At 65.7% G+C, this 15,054-nt stretch carries 13 protein-coding genes; 2 read left to right on the forward strand and 11 right to left on the reverse strand.

Features of this window, described 5'->3' with window-relative positions:
* Window positions 1–189: 189 nt before the first annotated feature.
* The 4 genes from JQ592_RS19675 to JQ592_RS19690 form a co-directional block, all read right to left on the reverse strand.
* Window positions 190–918, reverse strand: coding sequence for a hypothetical protein (locus JQ592_RS19675; protein WP_211404666.1), 729 nt, complete (start codon window positions 916–918; stop codon window positions 190–192).
* 96 nt (window positions 919–1,014) lie between these two features.
* On the reverse strand, window positions 1,015–1,509 hold the full coding sequence (gene lspA / locus JQ592_RS19680) for a signal peptidase II (RefSeq protein WP_211404461.1): 495 nt from the start codon (window positions 1,507–1,509) through the stop codon (window positions 1,015–1,017).
* Between the two features lie 167 nt (window positions 1,510–1,676).
* The gene (gene ileS, locus JQ592_RS19685; RefSeq protein ID WP_211404462.1) at window positions 1,677–4,685 is read right to left on the reverse strand and encodes an isoleucine--tRNA ligase; all 3,009 of its coding nucleotides are present in this window, start codon (window positions 4,683–4,685) and stop codon (window positions 1,677–1,679) included.
* A gap of 216 nt (window positions 4,686–4,901) precedes the next feature.
* On the reverse strand, window positions 4,902–5,873 hold the full coding sequence (locus JQ592_RS19690) for a bifunctional riboflavin kinase/FAD synthetase (protein ID WP_211404463.1): 972 nt from the start codon (window positions 5,871–5,873) through the stop codon (window positions 4,902–4,904).
* 231 nt (window positions 5,874–6,104) lie between these two features.
* Between JQ592_RS19690 and JQ592_RS19695 the strand changes: the two genes are divergently transcribed.
* Window positions 6,105–6,500 carry a response regulator gene (locus tag JQ592_RS19695; protein WP_007596883.1) on the forward strand — a complete coding sequence of 132 codons (396 nt, stop codon included), beginning with the start codon at window positions 6,105–6,107 and terminating at the stop codon, window positions 6,498–6,500.
* A 161-nt stretch (window positions 6,501–6,661) separates the two neighbouring features.
* Here JQ592_RS19695 and JQ592_RS19700 read toward each other — a convergent pair whose 3' ends face one another.
* The 3 genes from JQ592_RS19700 to JQ592_RS19710 form a co-directional block, all read right to left on the reverse strand.
* Window positions 6,662–7,516, reverse strand: coding sequence for a TIGR01459 family HAD-type hydrolase (locus JQ592_RS19700; protein ID WP_211404464.1), 855 nt, complete (start codon window positions 7,514–7,516; stop codon window positions 6,662–6,664).
* Window positions 7,517–7,531: 15 nt separating this feature from the next.
* Window positions 7,532–9,019: an EAL domain-containing protein gene (locus JQ592_RS19705; protein ID WP_211404465.1), complete on the reverse strand. Its 1,488-nt coding sequence runs from the start codon at window positions 9,017–9,019 to the stop codon at window positions 7,532–7,534.
* Between the two features lie 142 nt (window positions 9,020–9,161).
* A complete protein-coding gene (locus tag JQ592_RS19710; RefSeq protein ID WP_211404466.1) occupies window positions 9,162–10,724 on the reverse strand; it encodes a winged helix-turn-helix domain-containing tetratricopeptide repeat protein in 1,563 nt (520 codons plus the stop codon).
* 121 nt (window positions 10,725–10,845) lie between these two features.
* Between JQ592_RS19710 and JQ592_RS19715 the strand changes: the two genes are divergently transcribed.
* A complete protein-coding gene (locus JQ592_RS19715; RefSeq protein ID WP_211404467.1) occupies window positions 10,846–11,685 on the forward strand; it encodes a class I SAM-dependent methyltransferase in 840 nt (279 codons plus the stop codon).
* A 48-nt stretch (window positions 11,686–11,733) separates the two neighbouring features.
* Here JQ592_RS19715 and JQ592_RS19720 read toward each other — a convergent pair whose 3' ends face one another.
* From JQ592_RS19720 to JQ592_RS19735, 4 genes are all read right to left on the reverse strand, one after another.
* On the reverse strand, window positions 11,734–12,864 hold the full coding sequence (locus JQ592_RS19720; RefSeq protein WP_211404468.1) for a YihY/virulence factor BrkB family protein: 1,131 nt from the start codon (window positions 12,862–12,864) through the stop codon (window positions 11,734–11,736).
* Between the two features lies 1 nt (window position 12,865).
* Window positions 12,866–13,453, reverse strand: coding sequence for a phage holin family protein (locus JQ592_RS19725; RefSeq protein ID WP_211404469.1), 588 nt, complete (start codon window positions 13,451–13,453; stop codon window positions 12,866–12,868).
* 89 nt (window positions 13,454–13,542) lie between these two features.
* The gene (gene prmB, locus JQ592_RS19730; RefSeq protein WP_211404470.1) at window positions 13,543–14,502 is read right to left on the reverse strand and encodes a 50S ribosomal protein L3 N(5)-glutamine methyltransferase; all 960 of its coding nucleotides are present in this window, start codon (window positions 14,500–14,502) and stop codon (window positions 13,543–13,545) included.
* Window positions 14,502–14,969: a molybdenum cofactor biosynthesis protein MoaE gene (locus JQ592_RS19735; RefSeq protein WP_211404471.1), complete on the reverse strand. Its 468-nt coding sequence runs from the start codon at window positions 14,967–14,969 to the stop codon at window positions 14,502–14,504. The genes prmB and JQ592_RS19735 overlap by 1 nt, the downstream gene beginning before the upstream one ends.
* Window positions 14,970–15,054: the final 85 nt, after the last annotated feature.

Consider the following 15,054-nt stretch of genomic DNA (forward strand, 5'->3'; position numbering starts at 1 on the left):
GGCCGAGCCCGGATGTCCGGCTCGGAAGGCACGGTATGCTATACCGTGCGGCTGAGGCTTCGCGTCACGAAGCAGAGAACTCAACGCTTAGGCAAGTTACTGATAAGCAATTTATAGACCGCGTCCGGCGTGCAGCCGCCGCCGGCGCCGGATTGGCGTCACTCGGGATGTTGCGACGGACGAGGAACGCTATTGTTCCTTGTCCTTGCCCGACATGATGTCGAAATAGGTCCGCCGCGACTTGTCCGGCCCGGCGCCATAGGCGTAGTTCGGCGACGGCGTCTGGTAGCCCGGCGGCGGCTCGACCAGCGACTGGCGCGGCGGCTCCGACTCGAACTTCTTTTCTTCGGAGCCGTTGCCGCCCTTCATCATGTTCCACAGACCGCCGGAGAAACCGAGCTGGGCGGGGCTGAGCGAGGGGTTGCCGTTGGTGCCCGGCTGGATCGGGTCATTGCTCGTGCGTTCCGGGGCGGCGACCTGGCCGGCCTTCATCTCGGCGGGCGTCAGCGGCCGGGCGGCCTGCCAGCTCTCCGTCGCCTTGACGGCCTTTTTCCGCTGGGCGATCGCTTCCTTGCGGCGCTTCTCGTCGGGGTCCTTGGGCCAGTTCGGCGCGTTCTTGGCTTCGGTTCCGGCGGGCGGCGGCAGGTCGAGCTTGGGCGGCACCACCAGCGGCGAGCGCTCGCGGTACTCGATCCCCTTCTTCTCCATGCTCTTGGCGCCGATGCCGGACATCAGATTGTCGATGAGCTTCTCTTCGAAGGTCATGTCATCGTCATCGTCGCCGTCGTCACCGGCGCGGGCCGCGCCTGCCGACATGACGAGGCCGATGCCGAGCGCGACGGCGGACAATTTCAATGCCTGCCAGAACCCCGACCGGGGATCTCGAACCATCGAATCGCTGGTCTTCGAGCTGCGCATCACTGTACCTGTTCCAAATTGTGGCAGTTTGCCGCTCGCGCGCGGCCTAAACCCTCGCAAAAGCAAGGTTCCACCTGCCGGTCGTATCGGCCGGGATCAGGGCGCTTTTGCGGCGGGTACCCCCAGGAAGGAATCATACAATAGCCCCGCCACCCCAGCAACGATGGCCACGTCCGCGAGGTTAAACACGTACCAATTATAGGTATTTCCGCCGATATCGATGTGAAACAGGGCGAAATCGACCACTGCGCCATAGGCCAGTCGGTCGATGCCGTTGCCGATGGCGCCCCCGATGATCAGGCCGAGCGCGATCGTGGCCAGCAGGGTGTGGGAGCGGGCCATCCAGATCGCCAGCGCGACCACCGCAATGGCCTTGACCGCCATCAGCGCGATCTGCGCCGCTTGGCCGTCGTTCTGGAGCCAGCCGAAGCTGATGCCGATGTTCCAGGCCAGCACCAGGTCAAAGAACGGCGTCACCTTCACCACGCCACGACGGGCGAGGTCGAACACGTTGAGCAGCCAGAGCTTTGAGGCCTGGTCGAGGATCACCGTGACCACGGCCGAGAGGATGCCGGCGCGGAGGGGAGTCATGCCGGGATGCCTGCCAAAAACACCGCCGTCGTCCCGGCGAAGGCCGGGACCCATAACCCCAGGCGGTCGTTGTTTGAGGGACTCGTGGTCATCAGCCTTCGTTGCAACTTGCGACGGTGGTAATGGGTCCTGGCTTTCGCCAGGACGACGCTCGATTAGACGCTAGGTCAAACGCCAACCCCCAGCGCCTTCCATTCGCGCAGCGCCTTCGCGTCGCGCGGGGTGACGTCGGGATATTCGGGGTCTTCGCCGACCGTGGGCGAGATCTTCCAGGAGCGCGCGCATTTGGTGCCGACCGCCTTCTCCACCACGACGGCAACGCCGGGCACGGCATCGAGACGGAACGCCGAAGCCGGCGCCTCGCCCTCACGCACCTCGTAGTTCGAAGTGATGCAGATCTCGGCGAGGTCGGTGTCGAACAGCGTCATCAGCATGTTCCTGTCGGCGACATAGATCACCGGCGACGCCTCGAGCGAGGAGCCGATGTTCTTGGCGGCGCGTTCGAGCTCGAGCGCGCCGGTAACGACGCGGCGGACGTTGCGGATCGTCTCCCATTTCGCGGCGAGCGTGTCGTCGACGAATGCGTCCATTCCATCGGGGAAAACCGTGAGATGGACTGACGGCTCGGCCTTCGGCCTGTACATCCGCCAGGCCTCCTCGGCAGTGAAGCTCAGAACCGGAGCGAGCCACTTCAGGACTGACTCGCACAACAGATCGATCGTCGTCAGCGCCGCCCTGCGCACTGGCGAGGACGGCGGATCGCAATACAGCGTGTCCTTGCGGATGTCGAAGTAGAAGGCCGACAGCTCGCTGTTCAGGAAAGCGGAGAGCGTGGCGACGACGGTCTTGTAGTCGAACACGGTGTAAGCCGAACGAATGACGGTGGCCCGCTTTGCAAGCTCGTGCAGCATCAGCCGTTCGAGCTCCGGCATCTCGGCATGAGCGACCTTCTCGCTCGCCTTGAAGTGATGCAGCGTTCCGAGCATCCAGCGGACCGTGTTGCGCAGCTTGCGATAGGTCTCGATGGTGTTCTTCAGGATCTCCGGACCGATGCGCTGGTCGTCGGCATAGTCGGTGGCACAGACCCACAGGCGCAGGATATCCGCGCCCGAATCCTTGATCACCTTCTGCGGCTCGACGGTGTTGCCGATCGACTTCGACATCTTGCGGCCGTTCTCGTCGAGCGTGAAGCCGTGGGTGAGCACGATGTCGTAGGGCGCGCGGCCGCGCGTGCCGGCGCTTTCCAGCAGCGAGGAATGAAACCAGCCGCGGTGCTGGTCGCTGCCTTCGAGATACATCACGGTGTCGTTGCCGCCGTCGATCTTGCGGACGATGTTGCCGAGCTGCGGGAAGTTCTGGCGATCCTCGAGCACGAAGGCGTGCGTGGAGCCGGAATCGAACCAGACGTCGCAGATGTCGTCGACCTTCTTCCAGTCCTCACTCGCGCGTGAGCCGAGGAAGCGCTCGCGGGCGCCGTCCATGTACCAGGCATCCGCGCCTTCCTCCATGAAGGCTTCGGTGATGCGCTGGTTGACGATCTCGTCCTGCAGGATCTCGGCCGAGCCGTCTGCCTTCTCGCGCACGAACACGGCGATCGGCACGCCCCAGGCGCGCTGGCGCGAGATCACCCAGTCCGGACGGTTGGCGATCATGCCGTTGATGCGGTTCTCGCCCGACGGCGGCACCCATTGCGTCACCGAGATCGCATGCAGCGCGCGGGCGCGCAGCGTGTCGCCCTTCTTCGCGTGGCCGTCCTCGCTGATGTCCTTGTCCATCGCGATGAACCATTGCGGCGTGTTGCGGAAGATCACCGGCTTCTTCGAGCGCCAGGAATGCGGATATTGGTGCTTGAGGCGGCCGCGCGCGAGCAGCTTGCCGCCCTCGATCAGCGCCTGGATCACGGCCTCGTTGGCGTCGCCCTTCTCGCCCTTGTCGTTGAGCACGCGCTTGCCGGTGAAGCCGGGGGCCTGTGCGGTGTAGGCGCCGTTCTCGTCGACGGTGTAGGGGATCGCGGTCGGGATGCCGCGCGCATCGAGCTCGCGGGTGTTGGCCGTCCAGACGTCGAAGTCCTCGCGGCCGTGGCTCGGCGCGGTGTGCACGAAGCCGGTACCGGTGTCGTCAGTGACATGCTCGCCGGCGAGCAGCGGCACGATGAACTCGTAACCGCCGCCGAAGCCACGCAAGGGGTGGGCGCATTCGACGGCGTCCAGCGTGTCGCCGGGAATGTCGCGCACCTTCTCGTAAGCCGTGACGCGCGCCTGCTTGAACACGTCTGCGGCCAGGGCGTCGGCCAGGATCAGGAGATCGCCGTTCCTGGCCCAATTGTCCGCAGGTGCATCCGTCACCTTGTAGAGGCCGTAGGCGATCTTCGGCGAGAACGAGATGGCGCGGTTGCCCGGCAGCGTCCACGGCGTGGTGGTCCAGATCACGACGCTGGCGGAGGCCAGCACGCCATGCGCCGGCGAGGTCACGGGGAATTTCACCCAGACCATGTCGCTCGTGTAGTCCTCGTACTCGACCTCGGCCTCGGCCAGCGCAGTCTTCTCGACCACGCTCCACATCACCGGCTTGGAGCCGCGATAAAGCGTGCCGTTGGCGGCGAATTTCATCAGCTCGCGCGCGATCTGCGCTTCGGCTGGATAGGTCATCGTCTGATAGGGATGATCCCAGTCGCCGATGATGCCGAGGCGCTTGAACTCCTCGCGCTGCACGTTGATCCAGTGCGTCGCATAGGCGCGGCACTCCTTCCGGAATGCCACCATCGCGGTGGAGTCGCGGAAATCGGGCTTCTGCTTGCCCTTCTTGCGGTAGTTCTCCTCCTCGATTTTCCATTCGATCGGCAGGCCGTGGCAGTCCCAGCCCGGCACGTAGTTGGAGTCGAAACCGAGCATCTGCTGGCTCTTGGTCACGACGTCCTTGAGGATCTTGTTCAGCGCGTGCCCGATATGGATGTTGCCGTTGGCGTAGGGCGGCCCGTCATGCAGCACGAATTTGGCGCGGCCTTCGGCTTCCTTGCGCAGCTTGTCGTAGAGGCCGATGTCGTTCCAGTATTTCAGGATCTCCGGCTCGCGCTGCGGCAGGCCGGCGCGCATCGGGAATTCGGTCTGCGGCAGGAATAGGGTTTTGGAATAGTCGTTGACTTCGGTCTTTTGGGACTTTTGCGGCTTTTCGGACATGAGGCTGACTGGCTCGGAAGGGCGCGGGAACGGATGGCGACATGGAATCGCGGGGGTGGAACGACAAAATCCCGGTCTTGCGCCGAGCCAAAGCTCAGGCGGAAGCCGGGCCGCTAATCCCTATGATGCGCCGCGCAAACATGGGCTCTCCATAGCAGGGGGCCAAAGGAAGCGCAAAGGTCCGAAGCGCAAAGGTCCGGCAGGCCCGTTTCGGCCTCAGTCGATGATGCCCAGCCGCGGAAATGCGTCCGGGGCGGCGGCCAGGATAGTGCGGGCACGGGCGGAATCGTCGTCCATCTGGCGGATCAGGGCCTCCAGGCTGTCGAATTTCAGCTCCTCGCGGATGAAGCCGATGAAGGCGCAGTCGAGCGCCTGCCCGTAGAGGTCGCCCTTGAAGTCGAACAGGAAGATTTCGAGCAGCGGTGCGCCATTATCAAAGGTCGGGCGACGGCCGAAGCTGGCCACGCCGTCAAGGCGCTCAGGCCCGCGGCCGACCCGGACCGCGTAGATGCCGTGCTTGAGGCCGCAATTGGCGTCCAGACGAATGTTGGCGGTGGGGTAACCGAGGTCGCGGCCGCGCTTCTCACCGTGGATCACCTCGCCGGTGACGAACCAGGGCGCGCCCAGCATGGTGGTGGCTTCATCGAGGAGACCTTCGGCGAGTGCGATCCGGATTGCGCTGGAGGAGACCGGCCGCTCGTCGATATCGACATGCGGCTGCACGTCGACCTCGATGCCGAGCCGGGGTGCCTCGTTCACAAGCAGGCCTGGCGAGCCGACCCGCCCCTTGCCGAAATGGAAGTCGTAGCCGACCGCGATGCCGCTGACGCCGAGACGTCCGATCAGGTCTTGGTGAATGAAGTCTTGCGCGCTGGTGCCGGCCCTTACCTTGTCGAACGTCATGACCACCGCGCCGGCGAGCCCGGTGCCGGCCAGAAGCCGCAGCTTGGCCCGCTCGTCCGTCAGGCGGAATTGCGGGGTATTGGGGCTGAAAAACCGCCGCGGATGCGGCTCGAAGGTCAATGCCAGCGCAGGGCGGCCATGCGTCCGGCCCATCTCCAGGGCCGCCGCGATGACGGCCCGGTGGCCGAGATGAACCCCGTCGAAATTGCCCATGGCGACCACGGCGCCCCGGGGAATAGCGGAATCCGGCGTGGTGTCGCGAATAACGGTAAATTGCGGGGCCATCAGGGGAATTTCTCGAACCAGCGGGACCGGCCGGGACCGTGGCTTGACCCGCCCGATGAAGTCAAGCGGGGGAGGAGGGCCGATTGAACACGATTTCAATTCTTCGGGGGCGCCCGCAGTTAACGGGCTGTTTAACGCCTTGGTGCTAGTCCTTGGAACGTGGAACTGGACGGGCCTCCCGCCTGGCAGGTCCGATCGTAATATTCCTGGGTATGCGTTGGGGGAGTCGAGATGGCGGTTGATTTGTCGATGTCGGTTCTGGTGGTTGATGACTACAGCACCATGATCCGAATCATCAGGAATCTGCTGAAGCAGCTTGGCTTCGAGAATATCGATGATGCCAGCGACGGTTCGGCGGCGCTGAACAAGATGCGCGGCAAGAAGTACGGGCTCGTGATCTCCGACTGGAACATGGAGCCGATGACGGGTTACGACCTGCTGCGCGAAGTGCGCGCGGACCCGAATCTCGCGACCACGCCCTTCATCATGATCACGGCGGAATCGAAGACCGAGAACGTGATCGCGGCCAAGAAGGCCGGCGTGAACAATTACATCGTCAAGCCGTTCAACGCGGCGACGCTGAAGACCAAGATCGAAGCGGTCTTCCCGGACATGGCGAGCGCGTAAGAGCGCCAGAGTTTTCGGCTGAAATTCGGAAAGCCCGGGCGCTCGTCCCGGGCTTTTTGTGTTGGGAGTTGTCATTCCGGGGCGGTGCGCTAGCACCGAACCCGGAATCTCGAGATCCCGGGTCTGGTCCTTCGGACCACCCCGGGATGATGGCTATGCCGTCACCACTTCAATTCGCGCATCAAGGCCTTCGGCGGGTGGCCGAACAATTCCATCACCGAGGCCGGGTCGAGCTGGTCGAGGCCTTCGAACTCCTCGGCATGGATGCCGCGGGTGACGAACAGGCAATCGATGCCGAACTCGCGCGCGCCGGTCAGGTCGGTGCGGACGGAATCGCCGATCGCCAACACCTTTTTCCGATCGATCTGGTGGCCCTGGCGTTCGCCGGCGAGCCGCATGGCGCGCTCGTAGATTGGCCGGTGTGGCTTGCCGTAGAAGATCACCTCGCCGCCGAGCTCGCGGTAGAGCTCGGCGATGGCACCGGCGCAATAGATCAGCCGGTCGCCGCGCTCGACCACGATGTCGGGGTTGGCGCAGACCAGCGTCAGCTTGCGCTCGCGCGCCTTCAGCATCATGCCGCGATAGTCTTCGGCGGTCTCGGTCTCGTCGTCATAGAGGCCGGTGCAGACGATGTAGTCGGCTTCTTCCAGCGGCGCGGTTGTCGCATCGAGGCCGCGGTAGATCGAGTTGTCACGCTCGGGGCCGAGCCAGAACATCTTGCGGCCGGGATGCTCGGCGACATAGAGCCGGGTCAGGTCGCCCGATGACACGATCGCGTCATAGGTCTCGTCGGCGACACCGAGCTTGCGCAATTGCCGCTGCACAGAGTCGGCTGGGCGCGGCGCATTGGTGATCAGGATCACCGTACCGCCGCGGCTGCGATAGGTGTGCAACGCCTCGCAGGCCTCGGGGAAGGATTCGAGGCCGTTATGCACGACACCCCAGATGTCGCTGAGCACGACGTCGACCCCGCCCACGAGCTCGCGCAGGCTTTCGGCGAAATGCAGCGTGGTCATGATGCGTGCGGCCGATCAGATACGGCGCGCGAGCGCCGCGTTGCCGGTGATACGCTGTGGCGAAGGCGCCGAAGGCGTCGCGCCTGAGCTTTGTGTGCCGGAGCCATTGGGTCCCTGAATGTCCTGCGCCTGGTTCGGCGAGGCCCCGCCGGTAGCAGATGCCCCTTCCGGCCGCAATGGCCGGGGCGGCGCGAACAGGAACCCCTGGCCGAACCTCACGTCATAATCGAGCAGATCGACCACGGCGCGCTCGCCCTCGATCCGCTCGGCGATCAGGTCGATGCCGAAGCGGCCGAGCAGGTCGGAGAGATCGGACGGGTGGATGTCAGAGGTCGAGGCCTGCCGGGGGTCGAGCAGCAGCGTGGCCGGCACCTTGATGAAGCGCACGCCGCGGTCGGCTAGCTCGCGCGGCTCGATCCGCAAGTCCGTGACATGGTCGATCGAGAAGCGGAAGCCGCGCTGGGCGAGCGCGGCGAGGTTCTCGGTCTCGACCGGACCGAGATTGTGGAAGGTCGATTGCTTGAACTCCAGCACCAGCGACGGCGCCAGTGCCCGGTTGGCCTCGAGGAAGTCGAGGCATTGCGCGAAGGTGGTGGAATTGCCAAGCGTGGAGGCCGCGACGTTGCAGAACACGCCGACGTCCTTGTTGCGCACCATCAGGCGCCGCAGCACCTGCACACAGCGCAGCATCACCATGTTGTCGATGCGTCCGATCAGCCCCGAGGCCTCGGCGATGCTGATGAAGTCCTCGGCGGCGATCAGCTGGTCGCGCTCGTCGCGCACCCGCGTCACGGCTTCGTAGAACCGCACCTTGCGCTGGGGCAGCGTCACCATCGGTTGGAGGAAGATGTCGATGCGGTTCTCGTCGATCGCGTTGCGCAGCGTCGCCAGCAACTGGGTCTGGTTGCGACCGTTGGCGGCCTGGACCGCATGGGCGGTCTGGGCCTGAACCGCCGCTGCCGGCCGCGGCTGCACCGCGGGAGGTGCGGGGGAAAGCGGCGGCGGCGCAGCCTGCCGCTCCTCGAAAGGCGCGATCAGGTCGATCGGCGCTTCCGGCTCCGGTCTTGCCACCGGCGCTGCCGCAGGTCCAGGCGCGGCACCAGCCAGCAGGTCCTCATGAGCCGACACGGTTGTGGCGAGCTGCCTGACCAGGCCGCCGAGCTCGTTGATCTCGCCGACCACCGACTGGATGCGGTCGGAATTGGTCGAGTTGGACGAGGCGATGCGCCCCTCCATCGCCGCCAGCCGGCGGCCGAACTCGGCCACCTGGCGCGCGAGGTCGGCGGTGCCGCGTGACAGATCGGCGATCTGGCCGCCGACGTCGCTGCGGTCGCGCAGCCGCATCGACACCGCGTTGTAGAGGATCAGGAAGGTCAGCGCGGTCAGCGCCACGATCGCGGATTCGGTTCCGCTGATGCCGGCGACCGCGTAGAGCACCAGCCCGAGCGAGGCCGCGACCAGAACCATGCAGATGGCGATGAAGATCGTCGAAATGCGAATCATGCCGCGCGTTACGCCTCAAGAGCTGACTGCCACACCCGGGAAAACACGGGCCATTGTGCGACCCCGTCAAGCCTCATGCTCCCCCAAGCCGCATGAGCTTAACATCATTGTTGATTCGAGGGGATAGCGGCCTGTTCGGGCTTCAGGTCAGGCCAGCCCGGCGAAAGCCTTCGAGGTAGCGCTCTCGGTCGGCAGCAAGTTTGATAGGCATGAACTCGGTGATCCAGGCGAGCGAGATATTCGGTTGGGCGCGGCGCAGTTCCCTCAAGGCCGCGGCGGCGATCTCGCGATGCCCGGCCATGCCGGCGGCCGCGGTCAGCACCCGGTGCGCCCCGACGAAGTCGCTGCGCTGGCGCAAGGCCTCCTGCGCCAGGCGGATGGCCTCCTCGTCGTCCCCGCCGAGGAAACGCGCATAGGCGGCGATGCCGAAATAGACCGGGGCATAGGGGTCGCGCGGGCTGAGCCGGATCGCCCGCCGCGCAGCCTCGTCGGCCTCCTGCCAGCGACCGCAATAGCCCAAGGCCAGTCCATAGTAGCCCTGCGCCAGCGCGAAGTTCGGATTGAGCATTAGCGCCGTCTCGAACTCAGCCAGAGAGTCCTCGAACCGCCGTGCGAACAGATGAACGTGGCCGAGCGCGTTGTGGGCCCAGGCATCCTCGTCGTCTGCGCGGATCGCGGCACGCGCCGCGCGCTCGGCGGCGGGTATCGCGATGGCCATGTCCATCCAGCCCATATGCGCCGTGAACATGTAGCTGGTGCCGAGCAGGCCAAGCGCCTTGCCGTAGGTGGGATCGAGCGCGATGGCCTTTTCGAGCAGGGCCTGGGCGACCACGTGATCCTGCCGCGTCACGCGCCAGTAGTGCGAGAGCGCGCGCATGACGAGGTCCCAGGCGTCCATGCTGTCGGGCGGCTTGCGCTGGGCGCGAAAATTCTCCGCGGCATAGAGTTGCGGCTCGATCGCGGCGACGATCGCCTCGGTGATCTCGTCCTGGACGGAGAAGACGTCGGCGAGCTCGCGGTCGTAGCGTTCGGCCCAGAGATGGCTGCCGGTGGCGACGTCGTTGAGTTGCGCCGTGATGCGGACGCGCTCGCCATCCTTGCGGACGCTGCCCTCGACGACATAGCGCACGCCGAGCTCTTCGGCGACCTGCCGCAAATGAACCGTGCGGCCCTTGTAGATGAAGGAGGAGTTGCGCGCGATGACGAAGAACCAGCGCAGCTTCGACAGCGCGGTGATGATGTCCTCGCTGATGCCGTCGGAGAAATAGTCCTGCTCGGCCTCGCCGCTCATGTTGGTGAAGGGCAGCACCGCGATCGCGGGGCGGTCGGGCAGCGGCAGGCCCGTAGGCGGCGGCGCGGGCGGCTCGTCTGTCCCGGCTAGTCTGGCGGGGCCGGCGAGCTCGGTCACCGCGCCGACGAACCGCACGCCCTTGCGCGCGACGGTGCGGATCAGCCGCTGCTCCTCGCCATTGTCGCCAACCGCGCGGCGCGCTGCGTTGATCCGGCTCGTCAGTGTCGATTCCGAGACGACGCGGCCGTTCCAGATCGCATCGAGCATATTGTCCCGCGTCACCACGCGGTCGCGGTTGCGGACGAGGTAGGTCAGGAGATCGAACACCTGGGGTTCGAGCCCGACGAGCGTGTCTGCGCGCCGCAATTCGCGACGCTCGGGGTCGAGCAGGAACTCCTCGAACTGAAACGTCACAATTCCCCCTCGGCTCCCGTTCGGAAATCAAGGCGCTCTCAGCGTAAAATAACGCCGCTCTCAAGGCCAGCGAGCCGCATGCGCTCTATCGTCCCGGCGTTTTCAACCGCAGGAGATTGCCATGTCGACATCCGCCGCGCTCAAGCCAGCCGCAGCCCAACCCGATCTTGCCGCCGTCAAGCAGCGCCAGCACGGCGCCTGGTCGTCGGGCGACTATGCCGTGGTCGGCACCACCTTGCAGATCGTCGGCGAACAGCTCTGTGAGGCACTCGACATACGCGCCGGCAGCAAGGTGCTGGACGTCGCCGCCGGCAACGGCAATGCGACGCTGGCTGCGGCGCGGCGCTGGTGTGACGTCACATCCACCGACTACGTGCCGGCGCTGCTCAAGCGCGGGCGCGAGCGCGCGGCGGCCGAACATCTCATGATCGAATTCCGCGAGGCGGATGCCGAAGCGCTGCCGTTTGCCGACGCCAGCTACGATGTCGTGCTCTCGACCTTCGGCGTGATGTTCACGCCGGACCAGGACAAAGCCGCCTCCGAGCTCGCGCGGGTCTGCAAGTCCGGCGGCAAGATCGGCCTCGCCAATTGGACGCCGCAGGGTTTCATTGGCCAGCTGTTCAAGACCATCGGCAAGCATTTGCCGCCGCCGGCCGGGGTGAAGTCGCCGGCCTTGTGGGGCACGGTGGCGCGGCTCGAGGAGATGTTTGCAAGCCAGGCTTCCGAGATCGCCGCCGAGCCGCGCATGTTCGTGTTCCGCTATCGCTCGCCGGAGCACTGGCTGGAGATCTTCAAGACCTTCTACGGGCCCACGCTCAAGGCGTTTGCGGCACTCGACGAGACCGGCCAGGCGGCGCTGAAGCGCGATCTGCTGGCGCTGCTCGGCGAGTTCAATCATGCCGACGACGGCACGATCGTCGTGCACAGCGAATATCTGGAAGCCGTGATCACCAGGCGCTGATGCGCTCGGGATGCGGTCAGGCCGGCTGCCGGCCTGACCGCCGCCGCATCAGAATGGCGCGGTGGCGCCGACCGTGTCGGCCGAGACGGCTTCGCGGCTGCCAAGCGGCTTGGGGCGACCTTTTGTCGTGTCCCGCAGGGTCTGCCGTTCGATCTCCGAATTCAGCTCGGCGCCGAACATGATGACGATCGCCGACATCCACATCCACATCATCAGGCCGATCGCCGCGCCGAGCGAGCCGTAGGTCGCGTTGTAATTGGCGAATTCCGAGAGATACCAGGACAGCAGTGCCGAGCCGGCGATCCAGAGGATGGCGGCCGTCACCGCGCCGAGGCTCAGCCATTGCCAGCGCGGCGAATCGCGACTGGGCGCGAAGCGGTAGAGGGTTGCGAGCGCCACCAGCAGAATGAGGAACAGCAGCGGCCATCGTGCCAGCGCCACGATCAGCTTGCTCTCGGGCGCCATGCCGAGATGGTTGAGTGCGAGCGGGAAGGCGACGACGGCGCCCACCATCAGCAGCAGCGCGCCGATACCGCCGACGGTGAAGGCCAGCGACATCATGTTGAGCTTGATGAAGCTGCGCTTCTCGCGCTCCTCATAGGCGACGTTGAGGGCGTCGAAGATGGATTTGACGCCGGCATTGGCGCTCCAGATCGCGAGCACGAGGCCGAACAGAAAGGTGATGCCGAGCGTTGCATTGCCGTTCGAGACCACACGTCCGACCTGGTCCTCGACGATCTGGAACGCCCCTTCGGGCAGCATCATCGCGAGCGTCTGCAGATTGTCGGTGATGGTCGAGGGATTGGCGAACAGACCGTAAGAGGAGACAAGTGCGGTGACGGCCGGGAAGATCGCGAGCAGCCCGAAGAACACGACGCCGCCTGCGGTCGCGAGCAGGCGATCATCGTCGATGCGCTGATAGGTGCGCCAGAAGATGTCCTTCCAGCCCGCCCAGGGAATCGCGAACGGGCTCTTCGCATGACGCCCGCGGCCGGGCTGTACAGCTGCGCTCGCCGGGTGGGTTTCCGGTGAATTCGCCTCTTGCTTGCGGTGCTCGGGCGGAGGTCCCGGCCGGATCAGGCCGGAATCCTGGAAGTAGCGCTCCGCCGTGAGCACGAAGACGGCCGTCGCTGCCACCAGCAGCCAGCTGTCGATTGGCTCGGAGCGCCGCAGCAGCATGTCACGTCTCCAGCCTCGGCCCGTGGCGTCGCCGGCGCGCCGCCGTGACGCCCAGCAGCCCGATCGCTGCGAGCATCAGGCCAAGCTGCACGGGCCGGTTGGTGCGACCTGGCCGGCTCCTGTTGCCATGGCCGCGTTCGCCCGGTGCGAGCGGCGCGAGGGGGATCGTCGTCGCGACCTCCTTCACCGCCTGCTTGACCGTTCCGCGCGGAATCCGCGGCGTCGCGACCGCCACGCGCAGACGGCTCGCGAGCGGCACGATTGGCTTGGGCTTGCGCCTCATCTGCGCCATCGCCGCTCCGGCACAGACCGCAGCCAGCACCAGCAGCACTGCGCCGACCGCGCCAAAACCCCAGAATTGCCCGTAGTTGATGGCGATCCAGCGGTACAGGGCGATCAGCCCGACGAAGAATGCTGCGACAACGAACAGGCCCGCGACCGCGAACAGCCCGCCGGCCACCGCGTAAGACGTCACCTTGCCGGTCGCGTGGCTGGCCTGGTCACGCAGATAGGATCGAGCGGCGCGTTTGACGTGATTGAGCTTGAGCGCCATGCCGGCGCGCAGCAATTCGCCCGATGGCGCGAGCATGCGGACACCCTCCGAGAGCGAGACAATGCGTCGGGGGATGAACGTGGCGGAATTTGACTTGTTCCGTCGAAGTAGGGAGCCGCGGCGGATCAGCCGAGATCGGCGGCCGCGATCCAGAACACCTCGCCCTCGGAGTCTTCCGTGTCGAGCCAAAGCAGCGGCAGTTCCGGAAAGGCCTCGTCGACCAACTCGCGGCCGCGGCCAATCTCGCAGATCAGTCCGCCGCCGGGCGTCAGGTGATCGGGCGCATCGCGCAGGATCTTCCGCACCACGTCGAGACCGTCGGCCCCGCCGTCGAAGGCGAGCTTTGGCTCGGCCCGGCATTCCGGCGGCAGCGCGGCCATGCCTTCGGCGTCGACGTAAGGCGGGTTGGTGATGATGAGGTCGTATCTGCTGTCGCCGAGCGGGGCGAACAGGTCACCGCGATAGAGCGTGATCCGCTCCTCGAGCCCGTATTCCGCGACATTGCGCGCGGCGACCTCGATCGCGCCCTTGGAAATGTCGACGGCATCGACCGCAGCGTTCGGGAAATGATGCGCGGCGAGGATCGCCAGACACCCCGAGCCCGTGCAGAGATCGAGCACGCGCTCGACGGCGGTGGGGTCGTCGATCAGCGAGCCGGGTCCGCCCTCGTCGCCGAAATGCGAATCCAGGAGCTCGCCGATGAAGGAGCGCGGAACGATGACGCGCTCGTCGACATAGAAGGGCAGGCCGCGCATGTAGATCTTGTTGACGAGATAGGCGGCCGGTTTGCGGGTGGTGACGCGCCGATGGATGAGGTCGAGGAGGGTCTTGCCTTCCGCGACGGTGACGCGCGCGTGGGCAAAGCCCTCGAACTGGTCGGGAGTGAGATGCAGCGCCTCAGAGACCAGGAAAATGGCTTCCGCGACCGGGTCGGTCGTGCCATGGGCAAAGGCGAGCTTCGCCTCGACAAAGCGGCTCACCGCATAGCGGACGAAGTCGAGCAGCGTGAGAAGCTCGCCGGGCCCCACCTTCGCAAGCTTCGGCGCGGCGCGGCCGCGCGCGGTCTTTTTCAAAACTTTTGCCATCAGGATTTGGTCCAGCGTGCGGCGGCCTCGTCGTCACGGGCCTGGGCCTCGACCCAGCCGGTGCCGGTGGCGCTCTCTTCCTTCTTCCAGAACGGGGCGCTGGTCTTGAGGTAATCCATCAGGAACTCGGCCGCCTGGAATGCGGCCTGGCGATGCTGCGAGGCGGTGAGCACCAGCACGATGTTCTGGCCGGGCATGAAGCGGCCGACGCGGTGGATCACCGTGACGCCGTTGAGCGGCCAGCGCGAGATGGCCTCGTCGGCATGGCGCCTGATCTCTTCCTCCGCCATGCCCGGATAATGCTCGAGCGTGAGCGCGGCGATCTTGGCGCTGTCGTCGTCGGCGCGGCAGATGCCGGAGAAGCTCACGACCGCGCCGATGTCGGTCCGGCTCTTGGTCAGGACCGCGATCTCGCGCGCGATGTCGAAATCGTCTTCCTGGATGCGGATGGTGACGGGGCAGCTCATGATCGTGCCGCTTCGATGGTGCTACACCTCTCCCATAGGGAGAGGTCGCGCCGAAGGCGCGGGTGAGGGGATCCGCCCTCTCGTG

The sequence above is a fragment of the Bradyrhizobium iriomotense genome, assembly GCF_018129405.1.
Lineage (GTDB): Bacteria > Pseudomonadota > Alphaproteobacteria > Rhizobiales > Xanthobacteraceae > Bradyrhizobium > Bradyrhizobium iriomotense_B.